This is a genomic window from Rhodoferax sp. GW821-FHT09E07 (assembly GCF_059416145.1).
In genome coordinates, this window is sequence record NZ_JBWKOP010000007.1 from 337,876 (window position 1) to 361,028 (window position 23,153).

At 61.6% G+C, this 23,153-nt stretch carries 22 protein-coding genes; 8 read left to right on the forward strand and 14 right to left on the reverse strand.

Going from position 1 to position 23,153, the window contains the following annotated elements; all coding sequences use genetic code 11:
* Positions 1 to 4: 4 nt before the first annotated feature.
* Positions 5 to 586, reverse strand: a complete 582-nt coding sequence (locus AC07OE_RS16005) for a TMEM175 family protein (protein ID WP_495071566.1) — start codon at positions 584 to 586, stop codon at positions 5 to 7.
* Between the two features lie 83 nt (positions 587 to 669).
* On the opposite strand from AC07OE_RS16005, the gene AC07OE_RS16010 reads away from it, so the two are divergent.
* Together AC07OE_RS16010 and AC07OE_RS16015 are read left to right on the forward strand one after the other, a co-directional pair.
* Entirely contained in the window at positions 670 to 984 is a 315-nt protein-coding gene (locus AC07OE_RS16010) for a rhodanese-like domain-containing protein (protein ID WP_495071567.1), read from the forward strand.
* A 6-nt stretch (positions 985 to 990) separates the two neighbouring features.
* Entirely contained in the window at positions 991 to 1,494 is a 504-nt protein-coding gene (locus tag AC07OE_RS16015) for a DNA-deoxyinosine glycosylase (RefSeq protein ID WP_495071568.1), read from the forward strand.
* Positions 1,495 to 1,513: 19 nt separating this feature from the next.
* On the opposite strand, the gene AC07OE_RS16020 is transcribed toward AC07OE_RS16015, so the two are convergent.
* Positions 1,514 to 2,038, reverse strand: coding sequence for a retropepsin-like aspartic protease family protein (locus AC07OE_RS16020; RefSeq protein WP_495071569.1), 525 nt, complete (start codon positions 2,036 to 2,038; stop codon positions 1,514 to 1,516).
* A 90-nt stretch (positions 2,039 to 2,128) separates the two neighbouring features.
* Positions 2,129 to 2,920 (reverse strand): HNH endonuclease, encoded by a 792-nt coding sequence (locus AC07OE_RS16025; protein WP_495071570.1) that lies wholly within the window; start codon positions 2,918 to 2,920, stop codon positions 2,129 to 2,131.
* Positions 2,921 to 3,036: 116 nt separating this feature from the next.
* Between AC07OE_RS16025 and AC07OE_RS16030 the strand changes: the two genes are divergently transcribed.
* The 5 genes from AC07OE_RS16030 (at position 3,037) to AC07OE_RS16050 (ending at position 8,186) form a co-directional block, all read left to right on the forward strand.
* Complete coding sequence (locus AC07OE_RS16030) at positions 3,037 to 4,128, forward strand: 3-deoxy-7-phosphoheptulonate synthase (RefSeq protein WP_495071571.1); 1,092 nt, start codon at positions 3,037 to 3,039, stop codon at positions 4,126 to 4,128.
* 116 nt (positions 4,129 to 4,244) lie between these two features.
* Entirely contained in the window at positions 4,245 to 5,312 is a 1,068-nt protein-coding gene (locus AC07OE_RS16035) for an extracellular solute-binding protein (protein WP_495071572.1), read from the forward strand.
* Between the two features lie 9 nt (positions 5,313 to 5,321).
* A complete protein-coding gene (locus tag AC07OE_RS16040) occupies positions 5,322 to 6,452 on the forward strand; it encodes an ABC transporter ATP-binding protein (RefSeq protein WP_495071573.1) in 1,131 nt (376 codons plus the stop codon).
* Positions 6,442 to 7,326, forward strand: coding sequence for an ABC transporter permease (locus tag AC07OE_RS16045; RefSeq protein ID WP_495071574.1), 885 nt, complete (start codon positions 6,442 to 6,444; stop codon positions 7,324 to 7,326). Before AC07OE_RS16040 ends, AC07OE_RS16045 begins: the two co-directional genes overlap by 11 nt.
* The gene (locus AC07OE_RS16050; RefSeq protein ID WP_495071575.1) at positions 7,323 to 8,186 is read left to right on the forward strand and encodes an ABC transporter permease; all 864 of its coding nucleotides are present in this window, start codon (positions 7,323 to 7,325) and stop codon (positions 8,184 to 8,186) included. Before AC07OE_RS16045 ends, AC07OE_RS16050 begins: the two co-directional genes overlap by 4 nt.
* A 46-nt stretch (positions 8,187 to 8,232) precedes the next feature.
* Here the strand turns inward: AC07OE_RS16050 and AC07OE_RS16055 are convergent, their stop codons facing one another.
* The 5 genes from AC07OE_RS16055 to AC07OE_RS16075 form a co-directional block, all read right to left on the reverse strand.
* Positions 8,233 to 9,711: an amino acid permease gene (locus AC07OE_RS16055; protein WP_495071576.1), complete on the reverse strand. Its 1,479-nt coding sequence runs from the start codon at positions 9,709 to 9,711 to the stop codon at positions 8,233 to 8,235.
* Between the two features lie 102 nt (positions 9,712 to 9,813).
* Complete coding sequence (locus AC07OE_RS16060) at positions 9,814 to 11,187, reverse strand: aldehyde dehydrogenase family protein (RefSeq protein ID WP_495071577.1); 1,374 nt, start codon at positions 11,185 to 11,187, stop codon at positions 9,814 to 9,816.
* 8 nt (positions 11,188 to 11,195) lie between these two features.
* Entirely contained in the window at positions 11,196 to 12,008 is an 813-nt protein-coding gene (locus AC07OE_RS16065) for a gamma-glutamyl-gamma-aminobutyrate hydrolase family protein (RefSeq protein ID WP_495071578.1), read from the reverse strand.
* On the reverse strand, positions 12,008 to 13,141 hold the full coding sequence (locus tag AC07OE_RS16070; protein WP_495071579.1) for an iron-containing alcohol dehydrogenase: 1,134 nt from the start codon (positions 13,139 to 13,141) through the stop codon (positions 12,008 to 12,010). Before AC07OE_RS16070 ends, AC07OE_RS16065 begins: the two co-directional genes overlap by 1 nt.
* 9 nt (positions 13,142 to 13,150) lie before the next feature.
* Positions 13,151 to 14,566, reverse strand: coding sequence for a glutamine synthetase family protein (locus AC07OE_RS16075; protein WP_495071580.1), 1,416 nt, complete (start codon positions 14,564 to 14,566; stop codon positions 13,151 to 13,153).
* A gap of 158 nt (positions 14,567 to 14,724) precedes the next feature.
* Here AC07OE_RS16075 and AC07OE_RS16080 point away from each other — a divergent pair, with 158 nt between their 5' ends.
* A complete protein-coding gene (locus AC07OE_RS16080) occupies positions 14,725 to 15,714 on the forward strand; it encodes a helix-turn-helix domain-containing protein (protein ID WP_495071581.1) in 990 nt (329 codons plus the stop codon).
* A gap of 10 nt (positions 15,715 to 15,724) precedes the next feature.
* Here AC07OE_RS16080 and chvE read toward each other — a convergent pair whose 3' ends face one another.
* The 6 genes from chvE to mmsA are packed head-to-tail and all read right to left on the reverse strand — an operon-like array spanning position 15,725 to position 23,109.
* Positions 15,725 to 16,792 (reverse strand): multiple monosaccharide ABC transporter substrate-binding protein, encoded by a 1,068-nt coding sequence (chvE, locus tag AC07OE_RS16085; protein ID WP_495071582.1) that lies wholly within the window; start codon positions 16,790 to 16,792, stop codon positions 15,725 to 15,727.
* Positions 16,793 to 16,811: 19 nt separating this feature from the next.
* Positions 16,812 to 18,254 carry an aldehyde dehydrogenase family protein gene (locus tag AC07OE_RS16090; RefSeq protein ID WP_495071583.1) on the reverse strand — a complete coding sequence of 481 codons (1,443 nt, stop codon included), beginning with the start codon at positions 18,252 to 18,254 and terminating at the stop codon, positions 16,812 to 16,814.
* Positions 18,255 to 18,269: 15 nt separating this feature from the next.
* Positions 18,270 to 19,430: a Gfo/Idh/MocA family protein gene (locus AC07OE_RS16095; protein WP_495071584.1), complete on the reverse strand. Its 1,161-nt coding sequence runs from the start codon at positions 19,428 to 19,430 to the stop codon at positions 18,270 to 18,272.
* A 15-nt stretch (positions 19,431 to 19,445) separates the two neighbouring features.
* Complete coding sequence (locus tag AC07OE_RS16100) at positions 19,446 to 20,375, reverse strand: dihydrodipicolinate synthase family protein (RefSeq protein WP_495071585.1); 930 nt, start codon at positions 20,373 to 20,375, stop codon at positions 19,446 to 19,448.
* 9 nt (positions 20,376 to 20,384) lie between these two features.
* Positions 20,385 to 21,575, reverse strand: a complete 1,191-nt coding sequence (gene mmsB, locus AC07OE_RS16105; protein WP_495071586.1) for a multiple monosaccharide ABC transporter permease — start codon at positions 21,573 to 21,575, stop codon at positions 20,385 to 20,387.
* A gap of 1 nt (position 21,576) precedes the next feature.
* On the reverse strand, positions 21,577 to 23,109 hold the full coding sequence (mmsA, locus tag AC07OE_RS16110) for a multiple monosaccharide ABC transporter ATP-binding protein (protein ID WP_495071587.1): 1,533 nt from the start codon (positions 23,107 to 23,109) through the stop codon (positions 21,577 to 21,579).
* Between the last annotated feature and the right edge of the window lie 44 nt (positions 23,110 to 23,153).

The following is a 23,153-nucleotide window of genomic DNA, read 5'->3' on the forward strand; positions in this document are numbered from 1 at the left end:
CGCGTCACTCGCCCACCAGCTTCTTCTCAATCCGCCGGTCCGGAATGAACCAGATGCAGGCCACGACGGCGAGCAGGATGCCGGACACCCAGGGGTAGCCGAGCAGCGCTAGCGGGATGGAAAGCACGTAGCTGGCTACCGAGATCTTGCCCTTGCGGTCATTGCCCACGGCCACATGCAGCAGCGACTCAGGCCCCTGCGACTTGATGATCTGTGCCTGCAGCAGCGTGTAGCTGATGGCGCACATCAACAGGTCCACCGCGTACACCGCGACCGGCACCGCGCCAAAATGGTTCTCCCCCATCCAGGCCGTGGCAAAAGGCATCAGCGACAGCCAAAACAACAGGTTCAGGTTGGACCACAGAATGGCCCCATTCACCTGCTTCACCGCGTGCAGCATGTGGTGGTGGTTGTTCCAGTAGATGCCCACGTTGGCAAAGCTCAGCACATAGCTCAGGAAGACGGGCCACAGCGGCAACAGGTCGGCCAGCTCCTGGCCATGCGGCACCTTGAACTCCAGCACCATGATGGTGATGATGATGGCGATCACGCCGTCGCTAAAGGCCTCAAGTCGGTTTTTGTTCATCGCGGGGCTCCGGTTGGCAGGGGTTTTGGCAATTGTCCACAATGGCGGTTTGCCGTTGGTGCATTTTGAAAAAAGGAAATCGTATGAAAACACTGCTTGCAAGCTGCGTGCTCGCCCTGCTCAGCCTGGCCGCCCAGGCCAAGGACGTCATCGTGGACGTGCGCACCCCGCAGGAATATGCGGCGGGCCATATCGACGGCGCCATCAACATCGAGCTTGGCAGCATCGCCCAGGGCGTGGCCAAGGCCGGCATTGGCAAGGACGACACCATCAAGCTGTACTGCCAGTCGGGCGTGCTGAGTGGCCGGGCGCTCACCACGCTGAAAGACCTGGGCTACAGCAAGGCCGAGAACGCGGGCGGCATCGAGCAAGCGCGCAAGGCGCTGGCCAAGAAATAAGGCGCCATGGACGCCGCACCGCAGGTCGGGCTGGCGCCCATGGTGTCACCCGCCACACGGGTGCTGATTCTGGGCAGCTTCCCGGGCGTGCGCTCGCTGCAGACGCAGCAGTACTACGCCCACCCGCAAAACCAGTTCTGGAAGATATTGCAAGCCATTTGGCCCTCTAGCCCCCATGAAATATGCGCTAGCAGCTATGAAAAACGTAGCGCCTGGCTGCTGGAGCGCGGCCTGGGCGTGTGGGATGTGTACGCCAGTTGCGAGCGCGAAGGCAGCCTGGACACCGCCATCCGCAACGCCGTGGTCAACGACATTGCCGGCCTGCGGCTACCGCAGCTGCAGGCCATTGCCCACAACGGGGGCGAGAGCCACAAGCACGCGCGCCACACCCAAACCCTCGGTGTGCCCGTATACAAGCTGCCCAGCACCAGCCCGGCCAACGCCAGCTGGACGTTTGAGCGCAAGCTGGCGGCGTGGCGCGAGGTGATGGAGCGGCACGGGCTGGTGTAACGCCGGGCGTGGGTGCGCGCTAGCGCGCTTTGGGCCTCAGCGTCATCTGCTTGTCGGCCAGCGTGATCTCGAACTGGTTCAGAAAGCTCTGGCCCAGCAGGGCTTCATCGGGCTCTCCACCCACCAGCCCCACGCCAACGCGCACTGCCGAGACCTGCGCCGGGCCCAAAGACACCGGCACATCAGTCAGCACCCGCCCCTGCAAGTCTCCATTGGCCGTTCTGAACACGGTGGGCGAGCCACCCGCCAACCCGGCCTGCTGCGCAAACGCTTCGCTCACCGTCACCATGGACGCGCCCGTATCCACCAGAAACTGCGCCGGCTTGCCACCGACCGTGCCCGTGGCATAGAAGTGCCCATCGGGCGCCATCGGAATCACCAGCACCCCGCCCGGCAGCACCGCCACCGGCTTGGGCTTGAGGTACTGCGCCGACAGCAAGTACAGCACGCCCATGATGGCCAGCCAGACGGCGACGATGCCCAGCGGGCCCCATTTGAGGCTGGTGGGCAGGTCGTTGGAGTTTTCGGGTTCGTTTGTGCGCATGGAGACAGGATTTTTAGCGAAATAGGGCGCTAGCCCCCGTGAAATATGCGCTAGCAGCTATGGAATTCATAGTGATTTTTACGCCGCTTGCTAACCCAAAAAGCCAAACCGATGCGCGTGCCATTCCAGAAAAGCGGGTGCAGGGGCAAAGCGCTCAGGCAGACGGATGGACTGACGATCAAAACGCAACAGGCTCTCCACCATGAACGGATCGGATGTCTGGACTTGCACCGCGGGTGCGACGCGCACGGTGTAGTCCGGCATTACCGTGATCAGGCCTTGGTCATAAGCCCGGTCGTGCAGCGCTGACAAGCACAAACCATTCTGGGGATTGAGGCGATTGTGGGTGTCCTCGCTCCACGGAACGATGTGACTGGCAATCAGGAGCTTGTGGTGCTGCAGCCCGCTGATGCAACAGGTGCTGTTGTAGCTGGCCAATACTGCCGCACGAAAGCGCGCCTGGTTAACCCGCACTTGAACGGTGGCACTGCGTGTCCTGCCTTCTTCCTGAGCAGGCATGTCCTCGAGAAGATCTGCATCGGCTTGCACACCGTAGCCCAACGCGAGTTGCCCATAGGCTGCTGCCGCTTCCAATGCAACAGTGTCCCAATGTGCCTGTAGTTCAGACCAGATCGCTTTGTCTTGACTCGATGCGTTGGCCATTCCGCTGCGTCCACTGGCAACGATGACAGGGTCCAAGCTCGCGAGATTCACCAGCTTCAAAGCGATAGAGCTGGGTGTACGACCTATCCACAGCGCCAGTTGCTTGATCTTCGAATTGCGCTGGTGCAACTGACCAAAGGGTAGTTGCAAGTAGAGATGCAAGGCCGCTAGCGTTTGCGACCGGGTCCAGTTGATGCGTGGCGTGGCTACGTTGGCCATGGTGCTCCCTCAAAAACGAGAGGTCAGTATGCCAGGCGTGGCCTTGGCCTAAAATCGTCGTCTGTTAGGCCTCTAGCCCCCGTCCAATCTGCGCAAGCAGCTATCAATTTCATAGTATGACCAGCTCCACAACCGCCGCCCTCACCACCCACGACACCACGCGCATTGACGATGTGCGCATTGGGGCGGTGCGTCCGCTGATCACGCCGGCGCTGCTGGAGGAAAAACTGCCCGTGCCCGACGCGGCGCAGGCGCTGGTGGAGAGCAGCCGCACGGCCATCTCCAAGGTGCTGCATGGGCAGGATGACCGGCTCGTCGTCGTCGTGGGGCCCTGCTCTATCCACGACCATGACCAGGCCATGGAATATGCGCGGCAACTGAAGGTGCAAGCGGATGCGCTGAAGGACGACCTGCTGGTGGTGATGCGCGTGTACTTCGAGAAGCCGCGCACCACCGTGGGCTGGAAGGGCTATATCAACGACCCGCACCTGGACGACAGCTTTGCCATCAACGAAGGCCTGGAGATGGCGCGCCGCCTGCTGCTGGATGTGCTGGCGCTGGGCCTGCCCGCGGGCACGGAGTTTCTGGACCTGTTGTCGCCGCAGTTCATCAGCGAGCTGGTGAGCTGGGGTGCCATTGGCGCGCGCACCACCGAGAGCCAGAGCCACCGCCAGTTGGCCAGCGGCCTCTCCTGCCCCGTGGGCTTCAAGAACGGAACGGACGGCGGCATCAAGGTGGCGACCGACGCCATCCAGGCCGCACGCGGCGCCCACGCTTTCATGGGCATGACCAAGATGGGCCAGGCCGCGATTTTTGAAACCCGCGGTAATGACGACTGCCACGTGATCCTGCGCGGCGGCAAGCAGCCCAACTACTCGGCTGCCGATGTGGATGCCGCGTGTGCGCTGCTGAAGGCGGCTGGCCTGCGTGAGCAGGTGATGATTGACGTGAGCCACGCCAACAGCAGCAAGCAGCACGCGCGCCAGATCGTGGTGGCCGCCGATGTGGCGCAGCAAATTACAGCGGGCGACACGCGCATCACCGGCATCATGATCGAGAGCCATTTGAATGAAGGCCGGCAGGACATCGTGCCCGGCAAGCCGCTGCAACATGGTGTGTCCGTCACCGATGCCTGCATCAGCATGGTGCAGACGGTGCCCGTTTTGGAGCAGCTGGCCGCGGCCGTGCGCACGCGTCGTAGTCTTTAGGAAAACCTCCTTGTGTGGGGCAACGCGTTGACTTATAACTGTCACCTTGCTGTCTTAATCTTTGAAGCGCACAGCCAATTTCGGCTGGAACTTCAATCCACCTCAAGGACTTTTCCATGACATTCAAACGCGCCACTATTGCTGCTGTTGTTGCTACCCTGGGACTCACGGGTACGGCCTTCGCCCAAGAGAAAGTATTGCGTCTGCTGACCTGGGCCGACTACGCGCCCGCCGCCGTGGTGGAGCAGTTTGAGAAGGAGTCTGGCTACAAGGTCGAGCTGACCCTGTCCAACAACGAAGAAATGATTTCCAAACTGCGCGCCACCGGTGGCGCCGGCTTTGACTTGGCCCAGCCGTCGCAGGACCGCATTGCCGGTCCGCAAAAGGAATTCGGCATCTACAAGCCGCTGGACCTGAGCAAGCTCAAGAGCGAGCTGTTCATCCCCTCCATGCTGGACGCCACCAAGGTCAACACCACGGTGGATGGCAAGGTCTATGGCCTGCCCCACATCTGGGGCACTGACGGCCTGGTGGTGAACACCAAGCTGGCCGCCATGGGGGACTACACCGACCTCTGCAAGGCCGACTTCAAAGGCAAGGTGGCCTACCGCCTGAAGCGCCCCACCCTGCTGGCCTTTGCCTTTGCCTCCGGCAAAAACCCGTTTGCGCTGTACAACGACCCCAAAGCCTATGGCGCACTGATGGACGAAGTGGGCAAGACCCTGACGGCCTGCAAGCCCAACGTGAAGTTCTACTGGGACAACAAGGACCAGTTGCTCAACGGCATGCGCACCGGTGAAATCGTGGGCGCCATGATGTGGGACACAGGCGGCTGGAAGCTCAACAACGAAAAGGCTGAAGTGCAGTTTGTGGCCCCCAAGGCTGGCGCCATGGGGTGGATTGATACCTTCGCGATTCCGGCCAAGGGCAAGAACGACGCGGCCGCCTACGCCTGGATCAACTTCAACATGCGCCCCGAGATTGCAGCCAAGGTGGCTGGCTCCGCTGGCAACTTCACCGCATCAAAGGGTGCGGACCAGCTGATGGACGCCAAGCTCAAGGCCCAGTTTGCCGCCAGCTTCCCCGAAGCTGCGCTGAAGAACATCAAGTGGTACCCCGCTGTGCCCGCTGGCATTGAAGAAATCGAAGGTCGCGTGCTCGACCGTATCAAGGCTGCCAACTAAGCGGCTGCGTTGAGCACCGCACTGCCGGACCTCGAAGCCGTAGGCGTTGCCAAACGCTACGGCGCGTTTGCCGCGGTGGACGACCTGTCGTTCACCGTGCAGCGCGGGTCGTTCTTCTCCATCCTGGGCCCGTCCGGCTGTGGCAAGACCACGCTCTTGCGCATGGTGGCGGGCTTTATCCAGCCCGATGCGGGCGAGATCCGCATAGGCGGCAAACCCATGAACGGCGTGCCGCCCAACCAGCGGCCCGTGAACATGGTGTTCCAGCACCTGGCGCTGTTCCCCATGATGACCGTGGGAGAGAACGTGGGCTACGGCCTGGCGCGTCGCGGTGTGGCGGCCGACGAAATCAAGCGGCGCGTGGGCGAGATGCTGGAGCGCGTAAGCCTGCCCGGCGCGCAGGCCAAGCGCGTGGACCAGCTCTCGGGCGGCCAAAAGCAGCGCGTAGCCATTGCGCGCAGCCTGGTGCTGGAGCCCACACTGCTGCTGCTGGACGAGCCGCTGGGCGCGCTGGACCTGAAGCTGCGCGAGCACATGAAGATCGAGCTCAAGCAGCTGCAGGCTGCGTTTGGCACCACCTTTGTCTACATCACGCACGACCAGTCCGAAGCGCTGGTGCTGTCCGACCATGTGGCGGTAATGAACCATGGCCGCTTTGAGCAGTTGGGTACGCCCCAGTCGCTGTACTACGAGCCGCAGACGCCCTTTGTGGCGGGCTTTGTGGGTGCCAACAACCGTTTGGTAGGCAAGGCGGTGAGTGTGCAGGGCGATGTGGTGCAAGTGGCCACGCCGGATGGGCTGGCCTTGCATGCTCGCGCTGCGCACGGCCATGCGCACATCAAGGCCGGCGACGCCGTAGAGGCCTTTGTACGCCCCGAGGTGGCCCGGCTGGCGCGTAGCGGCACCGAGTTCATCGCCACCGGCATGCCGCACTTCACGGGTGTGGTGGACAGCCTGCTGTTTGACGGTGCCAACTCCGCGGTGCTGCTGCGCGAGAAGCACAGCGGCACCGAGTTCCGCATTGCCCTGCCGCAGACCGGCCAGTTTGCCGACCTGCGGGCGGGTGAGGATGTGGTGTTTGGTTTTGACCCGCAGCGCGCCGTGTGCTTTGCCGCACCGGCCCAGGCCCATGCAGGCTGAGGGCCCATCGCGCAGCAGCATGGCCCGGCTGCTGGGCATGCTGCTGCTGGCACCCGCGCTGCTGTGGCTGCTGGGGCTCATCGTTCTGCCGCATGCGGAGCTGGCGGTGCTGTCGCTGCGCGCACGCGTGGCCCCCAAGGTGTACGAGCCCAGCCTGGCGCAGTACCTGACCTTCATTGACGAGCCGCTGTACTGGCGCACCTTTGTGCGCACGGCGCTGATGTCCATCATTGCCACGGGCATCACGCTGCTGATGGCGTTTCCGATTGCCTGGACGATTGCCAAGATTGCGCGGGGCCGTGCCAAGGCGCTGCTGTTTGTGCTGTGCCTCATACCCTTCTGGGTGAGCGAAACCGTGCGCACACTGGGCTGGATGATTCTGCTGCGCGAATCGGGTGTGCTGCCAGGCATTCTGGTGTGGCTGGGCATCACGCCCGCACCGGTGGAAATGCTGTACCACGACGCCACCATTCTGGTCGGCCTGGTCTACACCAGCATGCTGTTCATGGTGATACCGCTGATCAGCGCGCTGGAGAGCCTGGACGATTCACTGATTGAGGCCGCGTATGACCTGGGTGGCAATGGCTGGTCCATCCTGCGCCACATCATCATTCCGCACGCCGCACCGGGCATGGTGGCCGGCTGCATTGTGGTGTTCATGCTCACGCTGGGCAACTACCTCACGCCCACACTGCTGGGTGGCAAAAACTCGCTGTGGTTCACCGAGCAGATCTACACCCAGTTCATCACCCGCTTCAACTGGGAGCAGGGCGCGGCATTTGGTTTCCTGTTACTGGCGCTGAGCACGGCGCTGGTGTGGCTGGGGCTCAAGCTCTCGGGCCAAAAGTTTGGTGAAGCGATGCAACGCTCATGATCCCATCCCTCCCCCGCCCCGCCTGGCTGCGCGCCAGCACCGTGGTCTACGGTGTGCTGTTCTTTGCCTTTTTGTTTTTGCCACTGGCTGTGGTGGCGGTGTTTGCGTTCAACAACGCGCCCTACCCCGCACCGCCGTGGAATGGCTTTACGCTGGACTGGTTTTTGGGCGGCGCCGACAGTCCGCGCCGCGGCCTGTTTGCCGACAAGGCGCTGTTGGGTAGCCTGTGGACCAGCGTGGTGGTGGCCTGCTGGGTCACGTTGCTGTCCGTCGCGGTGGGCACGGCCAACGCCTTTCTCATTGAGCGCACGCAGTTCCGTGGCAAGCAGGCGCTGAGCATGCTGATGCTGGCGCCGCTGGTGATTCCCGGCGTGATTCTGGGTATTTCCATCCTGGCGCTGGCCAGCCGCGTGGCTAACCTGGCGGACGACCTGTGGGGCCTGGAGCTGGAGTTTTTGCGGCCCGGCCTGCCCCTGGTGGTACTGGGACAGTTTGCCTACATTGCCTCCATTGCCACGCTCACCATTTCGGCACGGCTCAAGCGCTTTGACATCACGCTGGAAGAGGCTGCCTACAACCTGGGTGCTTCGCGCCTTGCGGTGCTCACCACCATTACGCTGCCTTACCTGCAGCCGGCACTCATTGGTGCTGCTGCCATTTCCTTCCTCATGTCGTTTGAGAACTTCAACACCACGCTGATGCTGGTGGGATCAGACGCCCCCCTGACGGTGATGATGTACGGCCGCATGCGCGAGGGCGCCACCCCGGTGCTCAATGCCGTAAGCCTGTTCCTCATGGTGGCCTCGGCCATTCTGGCGCTGACACTGTTGCGCAAGCCTGAAACGAATGAAGCGCGCTGAACCTTGCGGCCCAACGCGCTCCACCGGCGACAGCAAACTCGAATAATTACTTCACAGCGGGCGGACCCTTGAAGCGGTTGCGCTCACCAAAGCCCCACCAGAACACGGCGAGAAACACCACCAGCGCAACGATCAGGTAGAGCACCTTTTCATTCGGTGGCTGGATGCCCACGAAGATCAGCACCAGACCGCCCAGCACCGCAAGCACGGCAATGGGCTTGGACAGACCACCCAGGTTGAACGGGCCTTTGCGGGTCCAGGTCTTGCCTTCGGCCAAGATGCCGGCAGCGGTGGGCATGACATACGAGATGTACAGGAACACAGCGCAAGCGGTGGACAGCACGGCGAACGCATCGGCGTACAGCGTCGCGATGACGGAGGCCACGCACGACACCCAGATAGCAACGCCTGGGGTCTTGTTCACGGGGTCAATGGACTTGAGCGCATTCGACAGGGGCAGGCCGCCGTCCCGTGCGAAGGCATACATCATGCGCGAGGTGGACATCAGGCAAGCCAAGGCGCACAGGTAGTTAGCCACAAAAATGCCGATACCCAGAATGGCTTTCAGCGCGGGGGGCAAGCTGTCCAGCAGTGCGGAGAAAAAGCCCATGCCTTGCTTGACGGCCTCGGGAATGCTGGGCATCACCAGCACGAAGGTGCAGATCATGGCGAAGCCAAACAGTGCCGACCACAGCACGCTGGAAACGATGCCCTTGGGCACGTTTTCCGCAGCATTGTGGGTTTCTTCCGAGGTGTGGGCAGAAGCGTCAAAACCGGTGATGGTGTAGACGGTGAGCAGCAGACCGGCCAGGAACACCATCACGGAGCTGCCGGACTGGGGCCACATGCTGCCCTCTTGACCGGTGAAGTTGGTGAAGGTGGTCAAGCGGGACAAGTCAATAGGAGTCTTGTTGAAGATCCACAGCGACAGAGTCAGGATAGTGGCGATCGCGAAGATCAGGTAGCCCGAGATATCGAGCAGCTTGGTTGTCAAAGCTGCTGCCTTGTGATTCAGGATGGCCTGGGTGACGGTGATCAGGGTGATGAAGCCCACTTGCTCGGTCAGGCCCCAGTTGGTCGTGTCCAACCCCAGTAGCGGCGCAATCAACGTCTTGAAGAACGGGTCGTACACACCGAAGTTCACCGACGCCACGACGAGCACCAGGCCCAGCAGGTTGAACCAGGCGGTGACCCAGCCATAGCCCTTGTTGCCTAGGATAGAGCCCCAGTGGTAGAGCCCGCCCGCGGTGGGATAGGCCGATGCAATTTGCGCCATGGCCAGGGCCACCACGGTGGCAAAGGCAGCGCCCACGATCCAGCCCAGGCTGATAGACAAGCCACCGCCCGCGCCCAGCGCGCTGGGGAAGGCGGTGATGCCGCCGGCCAGGATACAAATGATGGAGAAGGAAACGGCAAAGTTCGAAAACTTGCTCATCCGTCGGTGCAGATCCTGCTTGTAGCCCATGCTTTCCAGCAGTATTGCATCCGCGTCGTGCGGCTCGCGCGTAACGCTTTGAGTGCTCATTGGTCTGTCCTTTACGTTGAAAACTGTCGTGAAAGTCCACTTGCATACCGCGGCCTCGCGCGCAGCCCGATTTGGTGCTGCCGCGCAAATTCGCTGTATCGGTTACGCCTTACGCAAATGCCATGCCTTGGGCCGCGTGAAGGTCTGAATGCCATAGGTTGAAAGCGTGAGACCCACCCCCGAGTCACCATGCCCGCTCCAGGGCAGGCGGGGGCTCACGCGGTCGCAGCAGTTCCAGTACACAGTGCCGGCGTGCACCTGCTCCAGCACTGCCTTGGCACGTGCCTCGTTGGGGGTGAACACCCCCGCAGTCAGGCCGTAGCGCGTGTCGTTCATGAGCTTCACGGCCTCGGCATCGCTGCCCACTTTTTGAATACCGATGATGGGACCGAAGCTCTCTTCGCGCATCAGCTCCATGCTGTGGTTCACATGGGAGAACACCGTGGGTTCGAACCAGTTGCCTTCGCCGGTGCCGCGTGCACCGCCCGTGAGCAGCGTGGCGCCCTTGGCTTGTGCATCAGCCACCTGGGCTTCCAGCACCTCGAGCTGGGGTGCACGGGTCAGTGGACCGATGTAGGTGTCCTCGGCCACGGGATCACCGGCCTTGAAGGTCTTGACCGTGTTGACGAAGGCCTGCACGAATTGGTCATAAATTTTTTCGTGCACGTAGACACGCTCCACCGAGCAGCAGCTTTGGCCAGTGTTGTACATGGCACCATCGGCCAGGCTCTCGGCGGCCACTTGCACATTGGCGTCGTCGCACACATAGGTGGGGTCCTTGCCGCCCAGCTCCAGCTGCAGCTTCACCAGCTTGGTGCCCACAGCCTGCGCGATGCGTGCACCGGTGGCGTACGAGCCCGTAAAGAACACGCCATCCACCTTCTGCTCCAGCAGCGCGGCACCCACTGCGCCCGCACCCACCAGGCAAATCATCACGTTCTCGGGCACACCGGCCTTGTGCAACAAGCGCGTGATTTCAAGTCCGGTCAGCGTGGCGTATTCCGAGGGCTTGTAGACCACGGTGTTGCCGGTGAGCAGCGCGGGCAGGATGACGTTGCAGCCCACAAACCAGGGGTAGTTCCAGGCCGAAATATTGGCCACCACGCCCAGCGGGGTGTGCTGGATTTGTTCTGTCATGCCGCCTTCGGCATACACGGTTTCGGTGGCCAGTGTGGCATCGGCCTCGGCCAAGAAGAAGTCAATGCGGCCCAGCAGACCGTTGAGTTCGTTGCGCGACATCTTGATGGGCTTGCCGGTCTCGCGTGTCATGGTGAGGGCCAGCGATTCCAGGTCGTGCACCACCCCGGCGCGGAACGCGCTGATGCAGGCCTTGCGCTCGGCCAGCGAGGTGGCAGCCCAGGCGGGCTGGGCGTGGCGGGCCAGTGCCACTTTGGCCTCGACGGAGACGGCGTCGTCTGCCGGCAAGGTCGTAATCAGGTGGCCGTTGGCCGGGTTGTGGATGGCGAGTTGGCTCATGGTCATGCTCAAAGGTCAGGAAAAAGGGTGTGCTGGCCCGCCGCACGCACAGCGTGCGCCTGGGCCAGAAAGTCGTGCAGCAGCGGCGTGTCGTCCAGCGTGCCGTGTTCGGGTTTGTGGAATTCGGGGTGCCACTGCACCGCGGCAATCCAGTCGGCGCCCGTGGCGCGTATAGCTTCGATGGTGCCGTCATCCGGGCAACGTGCTTCCACTTCAAAACCGGGCGCCAGGTCCTTGATGCACTGGTGGTGCACGCTATTGATTTTGTAGCTGCTCGCGCCCTGCAGCAGGGAGCTGAGGCGGGTTTCTGGCACCAACTCCAGGCTGTGGAAGTTCTGGTCGTAGCGCTCCGCGTCGCGGTGCTGCAGTGCATCGGGGCGCTGGGTGGGAATGTCTTGTACGAGCGTGCCGCCAAAGGTGGCGTTGATGAGCTGCAGTCCGCGACAGATGCCAAACACGGGCTTGCCCGCGGCCACAAAGGCCTCCACCAGCGCCATCTCATACGCATCGCGCAGCTTGTCGCCCTGCCAGCGCGCGTCGATCGGTGCTTCTCCATAACTGCCGGGCCACAGGTCGGCACCACCATGCAGCACCAAGCCGTCCAACCAGGCGGCGTAGTCGTCCAGCGTGATGTTGCCCGGTGCAGTGTCGCCCGTGACGGAGGGCACCATGACCGGCAGCGCACCGCCCGACATGAGCCAGTGCGGCACCGACAGCTCCACGTAGTTCAGCGTCTTCTTGCCAAACGCCGCGCGCGCCGGGTCCGGGTGCATGAAGCATGCACTCACGGCAATCTTGAGGCGGTCCCCGGCGCTGTGCATCACATGGCGGCCTTGAACAGGCGCTCAAAGTCAGCGGCCGTGCAGGGGCGCGGGTTGGTCTGGTGACAGATGTCCGCCGTGGCCACCTCCACCAGGCGTGGCAGGTGTTCGGGCTTCACGCCGTGGCTGGACAGTGTTCCGGTGATGCCCACCAGGGCCTTGATGCCCTGCAGCCAGGCCACAAAGGCCTTGCCACCGCCCTGCACGCCGCACACATGGGCCAGCTCGTCGAACTTGGCGGGCACGGCCTCCAGGTTCCAGGCCATCACGGTGTCAATCATCAGCGCATTGGCCAGGCCGTGGTGCAGGTCGCACACCGCGCCTAGCGCGTGCGCGCAGGAGTGCACGGCGCCCAGGTCTTTCTGGAAGGCGATGGCGCCCATCATGGACGACATCATCATGTCGGAGCGGGCCTGCAAGTTGGCCGGGTCTTTCACCGCCGTGACCAGCGCAGCTGCGGCAATGCGCGTGCCCTCCAGCGCGATGCCATCGCACAGCGGGTGGTAGGCGGGCGAGAGGTAGCTCTCCACGTTGTGCGTGAGTGCATCCATGCCCGTGGCGGCGGTCACATGGGGCGGTAGGCCCAACGTGAGCTCGGGGTCGGCGAACACGGTCTTGGCCAGAATCTTGGGGCTGAAGACCACGCGCTTCAGGTGCGTGTCGTTCTCGCTCACCACGCTGGAACGGCCCACTTCCGAGCCTGTACCCGAGGTGGTGGGCAGCGCCACGAAGTAGGGTAGCTCGTTGACGATGGGGCGCACCTGCGGGTGGTCCCACACGTATTCCAGAATGTCGCCCTCGTGCGTGGCGGCCAGGCCCACGACCTTGGCCACATCGAGTGCGGCACCGCCGCCAAAGCCGATCACGCAGTCCGCCTTGTGGGCTTTGTACGCAGCCGCACCGTCCATCACCTGGCTGCAGGTGGGATTGCCAAACACGCCGGAGAACACCGCCACATCCAGCCCTGCCAGGTGGGTCTGGAACTCGGCCAGCACGGGGAGGGCGCCCAGGGCTTTGTCGGTGACGATGAGAGGGCGTTGGAGGCCGAGGTCACGCAGGTGCTGCGCCACCAGCTTGCGTGCGCCGGCACCGAACTTGATGGGAGTGGGGAAGGAGAAGGAGGTAATGCTCATGGTGGGGTGTCAGATGATTTCGAAGTAGCGTTTCATTTCCCAGTCGGTCACGGCGTCCAGCCACTGGCGCCACTCCCATTCGCGGGTGGCGGCAAAGTGGTCGACAAAGGTGTCGCCCAACCAGTCGCGTGCAATCGCGGACTGCTGGAAGTTGCGCGTGGTCTCGATCAGCGTGCGCGGCGCGCGTGGGATATGGTCGGCCCCCTGGTTGGTGCCGGTGATGGGCGGGGCGGTGAGCTTGAGGCCCTTTTCCACGCCATCCAGGCCGGCCGCAATGACCGCCGCCATGGCCAGGTAGGGGTTCACATCGGCGCCAGGGCAGCGTGTCTCCAGGCGCGTGGCCTTGGGGCTGCCTGCAATCACGCGGAAGCTGGCCGTGCGGTTGTCCATGCCCCAAGTGGGTTTGACGGGGGCCCAGAAGCCATCCACCAGGCGCTTGTAGCTGTTGATGGTGGGCCAGATCAGCGCGCCAAATTCCATCAGGCAATTCACCTGGCCGGCCAGGTAACTCTCGAACACCTTGCTCATCTTGCGCGGGCTTTTCGCGTCAAAAAACAGGTTGTTCTTGCCGTCGCTCAGGCTTTGGTGGATGTGGCCGCTGCAGCCCGGCAGCGGCTGGTGCGGCTTGGCCATGAAGCTGGGCATGATGCCGAAGCGCGCGCCAATTTCCTTGGCACCGGTCTTGAACAACACGGCGCGGTCGGCCTGTTCCAGCGCTTCCGAAAAGCCAATGGCTGCCTCGAACACGCCGGGGCCCGTCTCCGTATGCAGGCCTTCGATGGGCACCTTGAACGCGAGCATGTCATCCATGATGGCGTTGAAGAATTCGCGATTCTGGTTGGCGCGCAGCAGTGAATAGCCGAACATGCCAGGCGTGAGCGGCGTGGCACCTACACCTTTTTTGTCGGCCCAGCTTTGCGGAGTTTCGAGAAAGTTGTACCACTCGAATTCCATGCCGGTCATGACCTGGAACCCCATCTTCTCTGCGCGCTTCAGGACTTTCTTCAGCGTCTGGCGCGGGCACAGCGGGTGGGGCGTGCCATCAGCATTCACAAACTCACCCAGGAAGAATGGCACACCGTCGTCCCAGGGCACGTGGCGTGCGGTGTTCAGGTCCAACCGCGCCAGTGCATCCGGAAAGCCGTGCTGCCAACCCGTCACCGTGGTGTTGTCGTAGCAGTTGTCCATCATGTCCCAGCCAAGGACCACATCACAGAAACCGAAGCCACCCGCGGGGTAGGGCTCGGCAGCGCCCAGAAACTTGTCGCGGTGCAAATACTTGCCACGAAGCACCCCGTCGATGTCGGTCACCGCAACCTTGACCTTGGGTGCACCAGACTGGCGCAGTGCTGCTACGGCGGCATGCTCTTTCGGGCCTGCCGAGGGTTTGCGCACTGTGGTGGGCGCTTGCTTGCGTGATGCCATCGATGCCTCTCCGTATGGGTTGTCTCTCACTTGTGCATTCATTCTGCGGAGCGGGTCCGCTTGGGGCTATCCCATTTCGGCACCCCGGCGATGCTCTCCGGGGCTTGGCGTAAACACCTAGCAAACCTGTGGCATGTTTTTTGCAAAATCTTTGGCTTATGTCCCAACATCCCATTTCGGCAACTGCGGCACCTGCAAGCCCCCCGGCAGCGGTGCCCCACGGCTTTGCCAATGCGGTGTTTTCAGACGTGGATGAGCAAGCAGCCGCGCTGACCGGGTGGAACCAGTCGTACCTGCAGCTCTCGGGCGGCGGCTTTCATGGCGCCATCCAGCGCGTGGACTTGGGGCCAGCGCGCCTGTTCATGGAGGGACTGGGGTCCACCGTCTACCAGACCGGCTACCTGCAGTCCGGTGTATTGGCACTGGGCGTGCCCTTGCGTTGCGATGGAAGCAGTGTGTTTTGCGGAACGCCCTCGCACCGTGACGCACTGCACGTGTTCTCAGGACGGTCAGGCTTTGAATTCCGCACCGGCAGTGACCACGTGATGATGGGTATAGAACTGGAACCCGAGCTGGCCAACACCCTCTACCCCTGGGGCAATGGTGCCTTGTCAGGCCAGGAGTCAGGGCTGCTGTCGACAGACCAGCTGGCACTGGACAACCTGCGCCAGGTCATGCTGATGTTGTTTGAGACCGCGCACACAACGCCCGCCCTGTTTGAATTGCCGGCGCTGCGCGCGGGCATGGTCGATACGCTTGTGGAAAAGGTGACGGCGCTGAATATTGCCGCGCCGCTCTCGGAAGCGCCCCACGATGTGCATTGGCACCTGGTACAGCAAACACGCAGCTTGGTGCAAAACCATCTGCAACAGCCCCCCACAGTAGGGGAGCTATGCACCCATCTGGGTGTGAGCAGGCGCACGCTGCAGAACGCGTTTCAGCGCATTCTGGGCATTAGCCCGTTGGCGTATTTGCGGGCCATCCGCCTGGGTGCCGTGCGACAGGCCTTGAAAACCGCGCCGTCAGTCACTGATGCAGCCACCGACCTGGGCTTCTGGCACTTTGGCCACTTTGCCAAAGACTACCAGGCCATGTTTGGCGAGCTGCCCTCGCAAACCCACAAACGCTACGCGCCACAGCTGCAATAGCAAGACCGGTTTAACGGAACTGGTCTGCCTTGTAGTAGCCCGAAGTGACCAGTGTGGCACGCCAGTTGGTCACATCCACGATGACGGGTTTGAGCAGGAACGATGGCACCACTTTTTGCCCGTTGTTGTAGGTCTTCTCGTCATTGATGGTGGGCTTTTTGCCCGACAGGATGGCGTCCACCATGGTGGTCACCACCTGAGCCAACTCGCGGTTGTCCTTGAACACGGTGGAGGTCTGCTCACCCCGGATGATGGAGCGTACCGACGGCATTTCGGCGTCCTGGCCTGTGACCACGGGCAGAGGCTGACCGCCCTGGCCGTAGTTGGCCTTCTTCATGGCCGTGATCAGCTCCATGCTGATGCCGTCGTAGGGGGACAGCAGGGCATCGAGCCGCTGTTTGCTGTAGTGTTTGTCAAGTATCTGTGTCAGGCGCGCGCGCGCCACCGAACCACTCCAGCGCAGCGTGGACACCTTGTCCATCCCCATCTGGCCCGACCCCACCACGAGCTTGCCCTTGTCGATATAGGGCTTGAGCACGGACATGGCGCCGTCATAAAAAAAGAAGGCGTTGTTGTCATCGGCTGAGCCGCCAAACAGCTCAATGGTGAACGGCCCTTTGCCCTTATCCAATCCGAGTTTCTGGATGATGTCGGTACCCTGCAGTACACCTACCTGGAAGTTGTCGAAGGTGGCGTAGTAGTCAACATTGGGCGTGTCACGAATCAGGCGGTCATAGGCAATGACCTTGATCTTGCGCTCTGCCGCTTTTTGCAATACGGGTGCCAACTTAGTGCCATCAATGGCGCCAATGATCAGCACCTTCATATCGCTGCTTTTGACCATCTCCTCAGTTTGTGCAATTTGCGTCGCGATGTCGTCGTTTGCGTACTTGAGATCTGGGCGGTAGCCTCGCTTGTCCAGGTCACGCACCATGGCCAGTCCATCCACCACCCAGCGCTGCGAGGTGACAGTGGGCATGAGGATGCCCACACCGCCCTTGCTGTCGCTTTGCGCCTGGGCCCACGGCAGGGACACCAACAAGACAGTACCAAGAAAGATTCGTCGAATGGTGCGCATGGTGTGGGCCCTAAGAGGTTTATGCCAGGGTGTAAGCCGTCTTCACGGTGGTGAAGAATTCGGCTGCGTATTTGCCTTGCTCGCGAGAGCCATAGCTGGAGCCCTTACGGCCTCCAAATGGCACATGGTAATCGACCCCTGCCGTGGGCAAATTCACCATCACCATGCCGGCCTGGCTGTGGCGTTTGAAGTGGGTGGCGTACTTGAGCGATGTGGTAGCAATGCCTGCGGACAGGCCAAATGGCGTGTCATTGGCAGTGAACAGTGCCTCTTCATAGTCCTTCACGCGAATGACGCTGGCCACGGGGCCAAAAATTTCTTCGCGGTTAATGCGCATGGCAGCAGTGCTGTCCACCAGCAGAGCGGGGGCCATGTAGAAGCCATCCGTCGCGCGTGCCACACGCTCGCCACCAGCCAACAAGGTGGCGCCTTCGGCCTTGCCGATTTCCACATACGACAAGTCTTGCTCCAGCTGTGCCTGCGAAGAAACCGGGCCGATGTCGATACCAGCTTCGAGCGCATCTCCCACCTTGATGGCGGCCATGCGTTTTTGCATGGCTTCGATGAAAGCGGGGTAGATCTTGTCGGTGACGATGAGGCGGCTGGACGCCGTGCAGCGCTGGCCAGTGGAGTAGAAGGCGCTTTGCACGCTGAGTTCGACGGCCACATTCAGGTCGGCATCGTCCAGCACAACTTGTGGGTTCTTGCCGCCCATTTCCAGCTGCACCTTCTTCATATGGCCGGCACAGGTGGCGGCAATGCGCTGGCCCACACCCACCGAGCCCGTGAAGCTGATGGCGGTGATGCCAGGGTGATTGACCAAAGCCTCGCCGATCACGCGGCCCGAGCCCATGACCAGATTGAACACACCGGCAGGAATACCACTGCGGTGGATGATATCGGCCAGCGCCCAAGCGCAACCGGGCACCAGATCCGCTGGCTTGATCACCACACAGTTGCCATAGGCGAGCGCGGGAGCAATCTTCCAAGCGGGAATAGCAATTGGGAAGTTCCAGGGCGTGATGAGGCCGATGACGCCCAAGGGCTCACGGGTTACCTCGACACCGATGCCGGGGCGCACGGAAGGCACGGTTTCACCGGCCAAGCGCAGGCATTCACCCGCGAAGAACTTGAAGATGTTGCCAGCGCGTGCGGCTTCACCAATACCCTCGGCGCGGGTCTTGCCCTCTTCACGGGCCAACAGCGTGCCGAGTTCTTCTTTGCGGGCCAGAATTTCAGAACCGATTTTGTCCAGCGCGTCCGCGCGGGCCTGGATGCCGCTGGTAGACCAAGCAGGAAAGGCTTTTTGGGCAGCAGCCACGGCAGCGTTGAGTTGGGCCACATCGGCCTGGGCGTATTCACCGATCACGTCACCCAGGTTGCTGGGGTTGAGGTTGGGCGCGTAGCTGGTGCCGGCGACCCATTCGCCGTTGATCAGATTGTTATGTTGGGAGATGGTCATGGTGGTGTTCAAAAGTTAAAGGGATGTCCAGGCACCTTGCTGGTTACTGGAGGCCACGGCAGCAGCCACAAAGCGGATGCCTTGCAGGCCATCCGTGGCGTTGGGAAAATGGAGGGACAGCGGATCGGCAGCCTGACCGGAGCGGCGTGCGGCAATCGCGTCGGCGGCGTCGGTGTACAGGTTGGCAAAGGCTTCGTGGAAACCTTCGGGATGGCCCGCCACAATGCGCGAGGCACGCGCCGACAGGGGCAAGGTGCCGGGGCCATTGGGCGTGCGCACCTGGGCAGGAGCGTCCAACGGCTTGAACTGCAGCACTTGCGGATGCTCTTGGTGCCATTCCAGGCTGCCCAATGAACCGCTCACGCGGATGCGCAGGCCGTTTTCCACACCGGCTGCGGCTTGGGTCACCCAGAAGCTGCCGCGCGCGCCATTGGATAGACGCAGCATGGCGCCTGCGTAGTCGTGGGTGATGCGGTCGGGCACGATGCTTCCAACTTCGGCAGCGACCTCGGCCACTTCGAGTCCTGTGATAAAGCGCAAGAGATTGTGCGCATGGGTGCCAATGTCTCCCAGCACCAACGAGGGACCGCCGCGCGCGGGGTCTTCCTTCCATGCCTTGCGGCCCGGGCCGCTCTTGGCGCGACCGCCCTGGACATACTCGACCTGCACGAGGCGGATGTCACCCAGCTGGCCGCCCATCACCATGGCTTTCGCTTGGCGCACCATGGGGTAGCCCGTGTAGTTGTGCGTCAGGCAAAACACCAAGCCGGTGGCCTGCACGCGCGCATGCAGTGCCTCGGCCTCTGCCAGCGTGTTGGTCATGGGTTTGTCGCAGATCACGTCCATGCCGCGTTCCAGCGCCTGCATGGCGAACTGGTAATGGCTGTCATTGGGCGTCATGATGGCAACGACCTCTGCACCATCGGGGCGCTGGGCTTCGGCATCGATCAACGCCTGTCCACTGGGGTAGCAGCGGTCTTGCGGCACGCCAATGCCTTGGCCCGTAATGCGAGAACGTTCGGGGTCCGACGACAACGCGGCAGCCACCAGCTCATAGCGGTCGTCCAGGCGGGCGGCCTGGCGGTGCATGGCGCCGATGAAGGAGCCCGGGCCACCCCCAATAACTGCCAGTCGCAGGCGGCGGCCCAGGAGCTTGAAGACGGTGTTGTCGGACATGCGGGGTTCCTCGGCTTACTTGCCCCAGCGCAGGACCAGGGGGTCTAGCCGCTTGGCGGTTTCAATCAGACCGGCCCGCGTGTCAGGGTGCATGGGCGGGAAGGGGTGGCGGCCCGCTTCGCAGGCAATGACGCCTCCTTCTTTCATCAAGGCTTTGGCGGTCAAGATGCCGCCCTGGCGGTTCTCGTAATTGATCAAAGGCAGCCATTGCTGGTACTGCGCTACAGCCTCCTCACGGCGACCCGCCGCATAGGCATCCACAATCTTGCGGATACCGTCCGGGAAGCCGCCGCCAGTCATGGCGCCGGTGGCGCCGGCGTCCAGATCGGGCATCAGCGTGATGGCTTCTTCGCCATCCCAAGGGCCTTCGATGGCGTTACCACCCACACGAATGAGTTCACGCAGTTTGGACGCCGCACCGGCCGTCTCGATCTTGAAGTAGGACACCTGCTTGATCTCTTGCGCCATGCGAACGAGGAACGGAACCGACAATGGCGTGCCGCTGACGGGCGCGTCCTGAATCATGATGGGGATGTTGATGGCATCCGAGAGCCGCGCGAAGTACTCGTAAATCTGCGCGTCTGGCACGCGAAAGGTGGCGCCGTGGTAGGGCGGCATCACCATCACCATGGCGGCACCCCACTGCTGCGCCTGCAGGCTGCGCGCGATGGTGATCTGGGTGCTGAAGTGAGTAGTGGTCACGATCACCGGCACACGGCCCTTGACGTGCTCCAGAATGGTCTTGGTCAAGGTTTCGCGTTCGGCGTCGGAGAGGACAAACTGTTCCGAGAAGTTGGCAAGGATGCACAGACCGGTCGAGCCGGCGTCGATCATGAAGTCAACGCAGCGTTTTTGGCTCTCCAAGTCCAGGTCACCGCTCTCGGTGAATGTCGTAGGGACGACCGGAAACACGCCCTTGTAGCGGGCATTGGTAGCGGAGTACATGGAGAATCCTTATTTGTTCTTGTTGTAGACGTCGAAGCAGACGGCGGCCAGTAGCACCAGGCCCTTGATAACCTGCTGGTAGTCAATGCCAATGCCCATGATGGACATGCCGTTGTTCATGACGCCCATGATGAAAGCGCCAATCACAGCGCCCAGCACCTTGCCTACACCACCAGAGGCGGAGGCGCCACCGATGAAACAAGCGGCAATCACGTCCAGCTCGAAGCCCAGACCGGCTTTGGGTGTGGCGGTGTTCAGTCGTGCAGCAAAGATCAAACCCGCCAGCGCGGCCAGCACCCCCATGTTGATGAAGGTGTAGAAGGTTAGTCGCTCGGTGCGGATGCCCGAGAGACGTGCGGCTTTCTCATTGCCACCGAGCGCGTAGATGCGGCGACCAATCGTGGTCTTGGAGGCCACAAAGTCGTAGGCCAGCATCAGCAACAGCATGACCACCAGCACATTGGGCAATCCCTTGTAAGTGGACAGCATGTAGCTGAAGGCCACGATCATGCCCACAAACACCAAATTCTTGATGGCAAAAAGGGCCATGGGCTCGTTTTCCATGCCATGCAGGTTGCGGCCGGCACGATCACGCACTTTGGCCACCAGCATTGCCAGTGCAATCAGCAAGCCGATCACGAGGGACGCGATGCGCAGGCTTTCTCCCGAGAAGGGGTCGGGGATAAAGCCGGTGCTCAGCAGTTGGAATTCGGGCGGGAATGGGCCCACAGACGCGCCCTCCAGCACCGCCAGCGCCAAGCCTTTGAAGACCAGCATGCCGGCCAAGGTGACGATGAACGAGGGAATCTTGTAGAAGGCCACCCAGTACCCTTGAGCAGCGCCAATGACGCCTCCCAGCACCAAGCAAACAATGGTGGTAGGCACATAGTGCCAGTTGTAGTTCACCATCAGCACGGCAGCTACCGCACCGATGAACCCGCAGACAGAGCCCACAGACAGATCAATGTGGCCTGCCACAATGACCAGCAGCATGCCCAGCGCCATCACGATGATGTAGCTGTTTTGCAGAATCAGGTTGGTCAGGTTGAGGGGTTGAAACAGGGTGCCATGGGTCATGGCCTGGAAGAACACCATGATGACCACAAGGGCCATGAGCAAACCATATTCGCGCAAGTTGTTTTTCAGGAAGGCCGCGCCGCCAGTGGTCTTCGGGGTTGCGCCTGTATTGGGGGTTGCCATGTCAATTCACTCCTGATGTCACGATAGATCGCATAATTTTTTCCTGGGTAGCTTCGGCGGCGGAAAACTCCGCCACGAACGCACCCTCGTTGAGGACACAGATTCGGTCACACATGCCCAGCAGCTCCGGCATTTCGCTGGAAATCATCAGCACGCATTTGCCCTCGGCAGCCAGCTGGGCAATGATGGTGTAGATCTCGTACTTGGCGCCCACATCAATGCCACGCGTGGGCTCATCGAGGATCAGCACCTCAGGTTCGGAGAACAGCCATTTGCTGAGCACCACCTTCTGCTGGTTGCCGCCCGACAGGTTGACGGTGCGGGCAAACACATTGGGGCTGCGTATATTGAGTTTCTTGCGGAAGTCCTGGGCCACACCGAACTCGCGCCCCTCGTTCACGACCGAATGTTTGGCCACAGCCGGCAAGTTGGCCAGGGTGGTGTTCCAGGCAATGGTTTCATCCAACACCAAGCCATAGCCCTTGCGGTCTTCGGTGACGTAGGCAATGCCTTGGTTGATGGCTTTTTGCACGGTGCTGGTATCCACCTCTTTGCCATGCAAGAGCACCTGGCCACTGATGTTCTGACCATAAGTGCGGCCGAAGATGCTCATGGCCAGCTCGGTACGGCCCGCGCCCATCAGACCGGCGATGCCGACGATCTCGCCGCGCTTGACGTGCAAGTCCACGCCCTTGATGACACGGCGATCCGCGTGCTCACCATGGTGCACGGTCCAGTTCTTGACCTCGAACACCTTCTCGCCGATGTTGGGAGTACGCCGCGGATAGCGATCGGCCATCTCACGGCCCACCATGTTGCGGATGATGATGTCCTCGTTGGCCGGGCCTTCGCTGCAATCCAGCGTGGCCACACTGGCGCCATCGCGCAATACGGTGATGGCGTCGGCCACCTTGGAAATTTCATTGAGCTTGTGCGAAATCAGGATGCAGGCAATGCCCTGGCGTTTGAGCTCCAGCAACAGTTCCAGCAAGGCATCGCTGTCTTTCTCGTTCAGACTGGCTGTAGGCTCGTCCAGAATCAGCAGCTTGACTTCTTTAGACAAGGCCTTTGCAATCTCGATGAGTTGCTGTTTGCCCACACCGAGATTGGTGATCAGTGTGTTGGGGGACTCTTTGAGTCCGACCTTTTGCAGAAGCGCTTGGGTCTTGACGTACGAGGTGTTCCAGTCGATCACGCCCGCCTTGGCCTGCTCATTGCCCAGAAAAATGTTCTCGGTAATCGAGAGCAGAGGCACCAGGGCCAGTTCCTGGTGAATGATGATGATGCCCACGGATTCGCTGTCGTGGATGCCCTTGAACTTGCATTCCTGCCCTTGGTAGTAAATCTCGCCTTCGTATTCACCATAGGGGTAGACACCGCTGAGTACCTTCATCAGCGTGGACTTGCCAGCGCCATTTTCTCCAACGATGGCGTGGATCTGACCTGGCAGCACTGTGAGATTCACATTGCTGAGCGCCGTCACGCCATGGAATGTTTTGCGCATCCCACGCATTTCTAGTATTGGTTCGACCATGTTGCCTCAACTATCGTTCTCTTGAACCCGAAAGAATGTAAAAA

Excerpts from the sequence above, each read along its gene's own strand:
- mmsB (WP_495071586.1), bottom strand. The coding sequence starts at position 21,575 with ATGGCAACCCCCAATACAGGCGCAACCCCGAAGACCACTGGCGGCGCG.
- AC07OE_RS16095 (WP_495071584.1), bottom strand. The coding sequence starts at position 19,430 with ATGTCCGACAACACCGTCTTCAAGCTCCTGGGCCGCCGCCTGCGACTG.
- AC07OE_RS16045 (WP_495071574.1), top strand. The coding sequence starts at position 6,442 with ATGCAGGCTGAGGGCCCATCGCGCAGCAGCATGGCCCGGCTGCTGGGC.
- AC07OE_RS16055 (WP_495071576.1), bottom strand. The coding sequence starts at position 9,711 with ATGAGCACTCAAAGCGTTACGCGCGAGCCGCACGACGCGGATGCAATA.
- AC07OE_RS16010 (WP_495071567.1), top strand. The coding sequence starts at position 670 with ATGAAAACACTGCTTGCAAGCTGCGTGCTCGCCCTGCTCAGCCTGGCC.
- AC07OE_RS16015 (WP_495071568.1), top strand. The coding sequence starts at position 991 with ATGGACGCCGCACCGCAGGTCGGGCTGGCGCCCATGGTGTCACCCGCC.
- AC07OE_RS16025 (WP_495071570.1), bottom strand. The coding sequence starts at position 2,920 with ATGGCCAACGTAGCCACGCCACGCATCAACTGGACCCGGTCGCAAACG.
- AC07OE_RS16075 (WP_495071580.1), bottom strand. The coding sequence starts at position 14,566 with ATGGCATCACGCAAGCAAGCGCCCACCACAGTGCGCAAACCCTCGGCA.
- AC07OE_RS16050 (WP_495071575.1), top strand. The coding sequence starts at position 7,323 with ATGATCCCATCCCTCCCCCGCCCCGCCTGGCTGCGCGCCAGCACCGTG.
- AC07OE_RS16020 (WP_495071569.1), bottom strand. The coding sequence starts at position 2,038 with ATGCGCACAAACGAACCCGAAAACTCCAACGACCTGCCCACCAGCCTC.
- mmsA (WP_495071587.1), bottom strand. The coding sequence starts at position 23,109 with ATGGTCGAACCAATACTAGAAATGCGTGGGATGCGCAAAACATTCCAT.
- AC07OE_RS16070 (WP_495071579.1), bottom strand. The coding sequence starts at position 13,141 with ATGAGCATTACCTCCTTCTCCTTCCCCACTCCCATCAAGTTCGGTGCC.
- AC07OE_RS16100 (WP_495071585.1), bottom strand. The coding sequence starts at position 20,375 with ATGTACTCCGCTACCAATGCCCGCTACAAGGGCGTGTTTCCGGTCGTC.
- AC07OE_RS16035 (WP_495071572.1), top strand. The coding sequence starts at position 4,245 with ATGACATTCAAACGCGCCACTATTGCTGCTGTTGTTGCTACCCTGGGA.
- AC07OE_RS16080 (WP_495071581.1), top strand. The coding sequence starts at position 14,725 with ATGTCCCAACATCCCATTTCGGCAACTGCGGCACCTGCAAGCCCCCCG.
- AC07OE_RS16090 (WP_495071583.1), bottom strand. The coding sequence starts at position 18,254 with ATGACCATCTCCCAACATAACAATCTGATCAACGGCGAATGGGTCGCC.
- AC07OE_RS16065 (WP_495071578.1), bottom strand. The coding sequence starts at position 12,008 with ATGCACAGCGCCGGGGACCGCCTCAAGATTGCCGTGAGTGCATGCTTC.
- AC07OE_RS16005 (WP_495071566.1), bottom strand. The coding sequence starts at position 586 with ATGAACAAAAACCGACTTGAGGCCTTTAGCGACGGCGTGATCGCCATC.
- AC07OE_RS16030 (WP_495071571.1), top strand. The coding sequence starts at position 3,037 with ATGACCAGCTCCACAACCGCCGCCCTCACCACCCACGACACCACGCGC.
- AC07OE_RS16060 (WP_495071577.1), bottom strand. The coding sequence starts at position 11,187 with ATGAGCCAACTCGCCATCCACAACCCGGCCAACGGCCACCTGATTACG.
- chvE (WP_495071582.1), bottom strand. The coding sequence starts at position 16,792 with ATGCGCACCATTCGACGAATCTTTCTTGGTACTGTCTTGTTGGTGTCC.